Source organism: Bradyrhizobium sp. BRP22, assembly GCF_020194175.1.
Classification (GTDB): Bacteria; Pseudomonadota; Alphaproteobacteria; order Rhizobiales; family Xanthobacteraceae; genus Bradyrhizobium.
In genome coordinates this window covers 1-6,034 of the sequence record NZ_JADYVX010000082.1, presented here as the reverse complement: position 1 = coordinate 6,034, position 6,034 = coordinate 1, and the positions used below count along the sequence as shown (strand labels likewise).

General features: G+C 60.3%; 5 protein-coding genes and 1 pseudogene. 2 read left to right on the top strand and 4 right to left on the bottom strand.

Annotated elements, in window-relative coordinates:
* Nucleotides 1-1,117: 1,117 nt before the first annotated feature.
* The 3 genes from istB to istA are packed head-to-tail and all read right to left on the bottom strand — an operon-like array spanning nucleotide 1,118 to nucleotide 3,283.
* Entirely contained in the window at nucleotides 1,118-1,978 is an 861-nt protein-coding gene (istB, locus tag I6F35_RS39325; protein WP_225122930.1) for an IS21-like element helper ATPase IstB, read from the bottom strand.
* A complete protein-coding gene (locus tag I6F35_RS39320; protein WP_225122929.1) occupies nucleotides 1,978-2,508 on the bottom strand; it encodes a hypothetical protein in 531 nt (176 codons plus the stop codon). The genes istB and I6F35_RS39320 overlap by 1 nt, the downstream gene beginning before the upstream one ends.
* Nucleotides 2,429-3,283: an IS21 family transposase gene (gene istA / locus I6F35_RS39315; protein WP_225122928.1), complete on the bottom strand. Its 855-nt coding sequence runs from the start codon at nucleotides 3,281-3,283 to the stop codon at nucleotides 2,429-2,431. Before istA ends, I6F35_RS39320 begins: the two co-directional genes overlap by 80 nt.
* A gap of 540 nt (nucleotides 3,284-3,823) precedes the next feature.
* On the opposite strand from istA, the pseudogene I6F35_RS39310 reads away from it, so the two are divergent.
* Nucleotides 3,824-4,597: pseudogene (locus I6F35_RS39310) on the top strand (IS5 family transposase); the annotation flags it as partial.
* A gap of 536 nt (nucleotides 4,598-5,133) precedes the next feature.
* Here I6F35_RS39310 and I6F35_RS39305 read toward each other — a convergent pair.
* Nucleotides 5,134-5,343: a hypothetical protein gene (locus tag I6F35_RS39305; RefSeq protein WP_225122927.1), complete on the bottom strand. Its 210-nt coding sequence runs from the start codon at nucleotides 5,341-5,343 to the stop codon at nucleotides 5,134-5,136.
* 506 nt (nucleotides 5,344-5,849) lie between these two features.
* Here I6F35_RS39305 and I6F35_RS39300 point away from each other — a divergent pair.
* A partial coding sequence (locus tag I6F35_RS39300; RefSeq protein WP_225122931.1) for a transposase occupies nucleotides 5,850-6,034 on the top strand: 185 nt, incomplete at its 3' end.

Here is a 6,034-nt window from a genome sequence, read left to right as displayed (position 1 = left end):
CGCAAGCTCGCCATCAACATCCTGCAGGCTACCCCAGGACCTGCTCGCATCAGCCACAAAATGCTCCAGGCCAGATGGAACAACGACTTCCTTCTCTGCGCCCTCGCCCATATGCGATAGCCCTAGCAGGTTAGGGATCAGCACTGCGGCTGAGGTCGCGGACGCAGCCGAACGGCTGGCAAGTTTAAAGTCACATAGGGGCGTGACCTAAAGGGTGAGCGTTGCCTACTCTTTGGCGGCATATGAAATGAAAGAGGCCGCCCGAGACGGCGTCAAATGCTTTGGGATCGGAGATGAAGTTCGTCTGCCTTGATCCAGGTCAGTAGTTTCCGCATCAGCAGCGCTCGCGTTCACCCGGTAACTCTACTGCCTTGGCAGCGAGCGATGCGCGCTAAGGAAGAAGAAGGGACGGCCCCGGCGGCCCGGACGGACGTGGGGTTGGGAACGCCGGAGCCGCCTACTTGCTGCCGATCACCCCATGAGCCCTGTGGGAAAAGCGCATGGCGGCAGACGCACTCCGACAAAAGCCGCAAATGTTAAAAGGATTATGACAGCGGAAGTGCGCGCAGGCGGAACCCCGTATTTGCACGGGTTGATCGGCGCGTGTGTGTAAATACCCTGCCAGCAATGTCGACCACCGCTGCTGAAACCGGAGGGGACAGAGCGATTGGGAGTGATCGGCAGGAGCCGCCGGGCATTGCACTAAGCCCGGCGGTTCAGCCGCGTCAATTCAGGCGCTATACGTCGGCCACTCAAGAGACGACAAGCGGGGCCTACAAATGAAGTGTCCACGCTGCGACATACAGATACGAGCTATCGAGCGTCTGAAAGACGGAATCGCTCATTTATCGCTGCCACTCATGCCAGCACCTGGTCTGGCTGGAGCCCATCAAAACTGACAAACCACGCGAGAATAGGCAGGGTGCTGCCGATTCTTGACCTTGACCAGTCGCGATGCGGCGCCGATAGGTGCGCTCGTGGCCGCCAGTTAGAGGACCACGGCCTCTCGCGGTCATGGGGATTTCCATCAATACAATGTCAGAACTTCCCCTCAGTCTGTCAAACGCCATCCGGAACTGCCCCCTTTGCGTCATGAAGAACTGCCCCACCATCTGGGTTATGATCTCGGTTGAAGGTTGTTTCCGCCGGTGACGGGCCGGAGGGAGGCAGAGCCGACCGGAGGGCCGTCACCGGCGGGCGGCGGCTGGATGAGGCCGCTCTTGCGCTTGGCGCGGAGCCGGTAACTGTCGCCGCGGATCATCAGCACGTGGCTGTGGTGCAAAAGCCGGTCGACGATCGCGGTGGCGACCACGGGATCGGCGAACACGGTGCCCCATTCGGCAACACTGCGGTTTGAGGTAATCAGCATGGCGCCGGTTTCGTAGCGCCGGCTGACCAGTTGGAAGAACAGATGTGCCGCGTCAGGTTCCAGCGGCAGGTAGCCGAGCTCGTCGACGATCAGTAGCTTTGGCTTCGACAGCGCGAGCAGTTTCTCGTCCAGGCGTCGCTCGCCGTGCGCCTTGGCGAGGCCAGCGACCAGCGTCGTCGCCGTGGTGAACTGCACCGTATACCCGGCCAGGATTGCCTCTCCCCCGAGTGCAATGGATAGGTGCGTCTTGCCGACGCCCGGCGGGCCAAGCAGCAGCACGTTCTCTCCGTTGGCGATCCAACGTGACGCGGCAAGATCACGGATCTGCTTCGGATCGATGGACGGCTGCGCCTCGAAGTCGAAGCCAGCAAGCTCCTTCACGGCCGGGAAGTGTGCGAGCTTCAGCGCCATCTCGATACGGCGATGATCCTTGCGTGCGATCTCGCGTTCGCACAGCAGGATCAGCGTCTCACGTGCCGACAGGTTTGCGCGCGCCGCTTCGTCGAGCAGGCTGTCGAGCTGATCGCGGATGCCGGAGAGCTGCAATCGCGCCAGCATGGCATCGAGCGGATCGGTTATTGCTTCAATGAGCTTCTTTGCCCGCACCATCAGAAGCTTTCTCCGATCACGGCTTCGTATTCGGCAAGAGGACGTAGCAGCGACGGCGGTGGAGATGGCGCCAGCACCGCCGCCGCGATCTCCGCCCGGCGGACCGCGCCATTGCGCCCGGCAACACCATCGAGATGAGCGGAGTCGACGATCCGCAGCCGGCGCCCGTCCGATTGCTTGTGGACCGCAACCTGGTGCAATCCATGGCGGATCCGCACTTCGCCGGCCGCGATCGTCACCGCCACGCGCTCGCCAATAAGGCGCCACGGCACCGAGTAGCTGTTCGTGTCGATCTCGACGGCGCAATCATTGCCGACGACGCGGGTCAGTTCACGCAAGGATCCGAACGACGGCTGCCCGCCGAGCGGTTTCAACCGATGTATCTCGTCACGCGCGAAGCGGATGATCGACGCCTCGCCGGTCGTGCCGTGGATACGAACGTTCGCAACCTCACGCTCCCACCTGTCGAGATGCGCCTCGAATGCTTCCCAGCTTGGGAAGGAATGCCCCGCGATCGCGTTCTTCTTCACGTATCCGACGCCGTTCTGCCTTCGTGCGGGCCCGATATGGCGCGCACGCGCGAGGACGGAAGCCCCAATGTTTTGCGAAGGCAATCAGCTTGTCGTTAAACTGAACCGATCGGCTCACTGCGTCGTGGCGCACCACGAGCGCCCGGGGATTGTCCATCAGCACTTCCTCCGGCACGCCGCCGAAGGTTGTGAATGCGCTCTCGAGCCCGGCGAACCAGTGCTCCTGCCTCTCGGCCCGGAACGCACGCACATGGAGCCGTCGCGAGTGTCCGAGCGTTGCTACAAAAACAAATGCCTTGATCTTCGCCCCTCCGATATCGACCAAACGCTCCCCGAAGTCGATCTGCAGCTGCCGGCCCGGCGGTGTCTCAAACCGCATCGTCGCCAGCGCCTCCGCCTCCGCCTTCAGCGCCTGGCGATAGGGCTGCACGGCGCGTTGCAGCGTTCGCCGGCTGACCGCCACGCCTTTTTCGGCCAAAAGGTCCTGGCGCACCACGTCGGAATTGCCGCGATGCCGAATGAGCCTCTCGCGCAGCCAATCCTCAAGACCGTCGAGACGCTTCGGCCGCTCAGGCGACTTGAACGGCTTCACCCCGCCCGCCGCCACGTAGTTCTTTACCGTGTGATGGCTGCAGCCCAGCTGCTGCGCAATCCGCTTCAGACCCCACCCGCACGCTCTCAGGCGCAACATCTCCGCCACGTCATCCGGCGTCTTCATCACTTGCCCCCGTGGATCACTCCACGGAGAGCCTTCAGTGATTCGTTCCTGCTTCATTCACTCTCTCCTCAGCTATCCGAGGAGGGGCAATTCCTCGTGACGCTGAGGGGGCAGTTTTCCATGGCGCGCGACACTCAGTCCCAACGGGCGGACGTCTTCAGCGGCAGCCTGGAAGTCTCAATCCAAACCAGCCGTACCCGCCGGGCCGCTTCCGATTGAAGCAGAACGCAGCTTGGGTAGCTGCCGTTCTACCATTGAACTACGCCCGCAATCCCTTGAGTTGCTTGTCTTTTCGGCCCAACCCAACTTGGCTTGGCACGATTTTGGCACGAACGCGATAGCTAGTTAGAGCAAACCACGTCGCATTTTGCAACCTTGGCACATTGCAAGCGAGCAACCGACAAGTGGCTCCCAAGGGCCTGCTCGGCGGAGTTGGACATATGCCTGCCCTCTAGAGACCGTGTCCATATCCATCTTTGGGAGTGAGGTCCGAGAGTGGTAGCGATGCCAATTCTCAGGGATCTGCACCATTTCGACCGTTCCTCGAACCTAGAGGCTGTTAGGGACCGGTAAACTATAAAATCCGAGGCTTGCGGGATGTCGAAACCCCGCAAGCCTTATCCTTCTGACGTTTCCGATGACGAGGGGGCGCTTGTTGCCCCTTATCTAACACTTTACCGGAGGACGCATCGCAGCGGACGCACGCGCTTCCCGTAGTGTTCAACGGCCTGCGCTACATCGTGAAGACCGCGCGCCTTTTGCTGGATGCCGAACGATCTACCTCCGTGGGAGATTGTATATCAACAGGCGCAGCGGTGGTTTGCGCCGGTTGCTTTGACCCCTGGCCGAGGATCTGCGCGTCGTCCTGCGCCTTGCGGCTGGACGGGCCGCGCAACCGACCGCCGCCATCATCGACAGTTGAACGCTGCGCTCGACGCCCGAGAGCGGTGCCCGCGGAGCTTACGACGGCGCCAAACGCAAGAAAGGTTCGAAGCTGCATCTGGCCGTCGATACGCTTGGCCATCTTCTGGCGCTGCATGTCACGCCCGCCAACGCCGACGATCGCGCCGAGATTGGCCGGACAGCCAAGACGATTCAGGCCGAGACCGGCCAGAGTGTCGAGATCGCCTCCGTTGACCAGGGCTACACAGGTGACAAAGCTGCAGCGGCGGCCGCGGAGCACGGCATCGCCCTTGAGGTTATAAAGCTGCTGGAGGCCAAACGTAGCTTCGTACTGCCCCAAGGCGATGGATCGTCGGGCGATCCTTCGCATGGGCCACACGCTTTCGAACGCTCGTCGAAGACTACGAGCGATGCGATCAGACCCTCGCCGACCTCCACCTCGTCGCCTTCGCATGCATCATGCTCAAAAACGTCCCTATCTGCATGGAACGAAACCGCTTGATCGCTCCTTTCCTGGTGAGTCCCGACACTCCCCCGACCGCATCGAGGATCTCGCTCCTGCGCTTCTTGGGACCCCTCAGGTACGCCTCCAGCTTCTCCTCAAACATCCCCTGTTTGTGCGCCATATTCATATGGCGATTACGGTACCTTAATTAGTATCTCCCCGAGGGATTTCGGTACCATTTATTACTAGCTACAACGATATCTGTCGCGAAGGGCCAAAAGGCGACATGCTTGCAACGGGCGCTACGCGCAAACCGGAACCCGCATTTAAATTGTATTTGCATGCGATAATGTCGCCTGTCACGACACCAGCACCATCGCAAGAAAGATGATCGCAGCGCGTTCACGCAAAGCCCCCAAGCGTCCAATCACTCATGCCACGCCTTCAGCCCTTTAGCCGTCATCGCGCCCCTTAGAAAATGTATGTCTCGCCTTTCCAGCTTGCGTCGATCAAGGGGCGGCTGCGCACCCAGTAAGTCCGCGCAGCCCTCGCATGTCCGTCAAGTTTTCAGTGTGAACTTTTTGCGAAGTTCGGCCGCCGCAGTCGCAGCGCGTTCCTGAATGGCTTTTGCATGCTTGGGCGCGGTAATTACCGTAGCGCGCCAACCGAGGAGCGGGTCTTCGCGAACCGACACATACACGCCGCCAATCAACAGCTTCTGATGGACCATGTCCTCAAGTTCAGCACTAGTTTTCTGCTGCTTTGCCAAGGGGCGCCTTTCTGCGTATGACCCGCTCGATGGCGTCGGTCGCCTCGCCAGGACGAGAAAGATCTGCCGCTTCGATCGCGGCGCGCTCGCAATCAGCCCATGCTCCCCGGCATGAAGCAGCGCACCGTCGGATGACCATTTAGGTAGTCAGGCCAGACCATCGTACGGCCAGCACGGTTCGGGCCGTCCACGACAGCGTGGTTCGGAACATCAACCTACTCACCATCAATGCGTACGCGATAGTGACCATCCTTAGTTTCCATCTCGCCGCATCAACATGACCCTTGACGGGCTTGTGCGCTTTTCCAACACATTCAGCCTAAGACGATCACGATCGGCAGCGCAATTGAACGTAGGTAATGGGCAGGCATCTAAAGGGGTGCCGAAACGATACGAAGGTTTTTGAGCCAGACTCTAAGAGGCCGACCGGAAACTAAAGTTGGGTGATTTCAGCAGGTTGTGATTCTTCGAGGTGTTCGAAGCCATCGGAGAAGCAGATGACCTAAATCACCCGCTGTCAGCATGACAGACGAGAGCTCCGCTATGCAAGCGATTGTACGGATGCGGAATGGGCCTTGATCGAGCTGTTGATGCCAAGGCCGAGCAAGGTCGGTCGCCCGCGCAAGACCTGCATGCGATCGGTATGGGATGCGATCCAGTACATTGCGACGACTGGATGCCAATGGGCGCT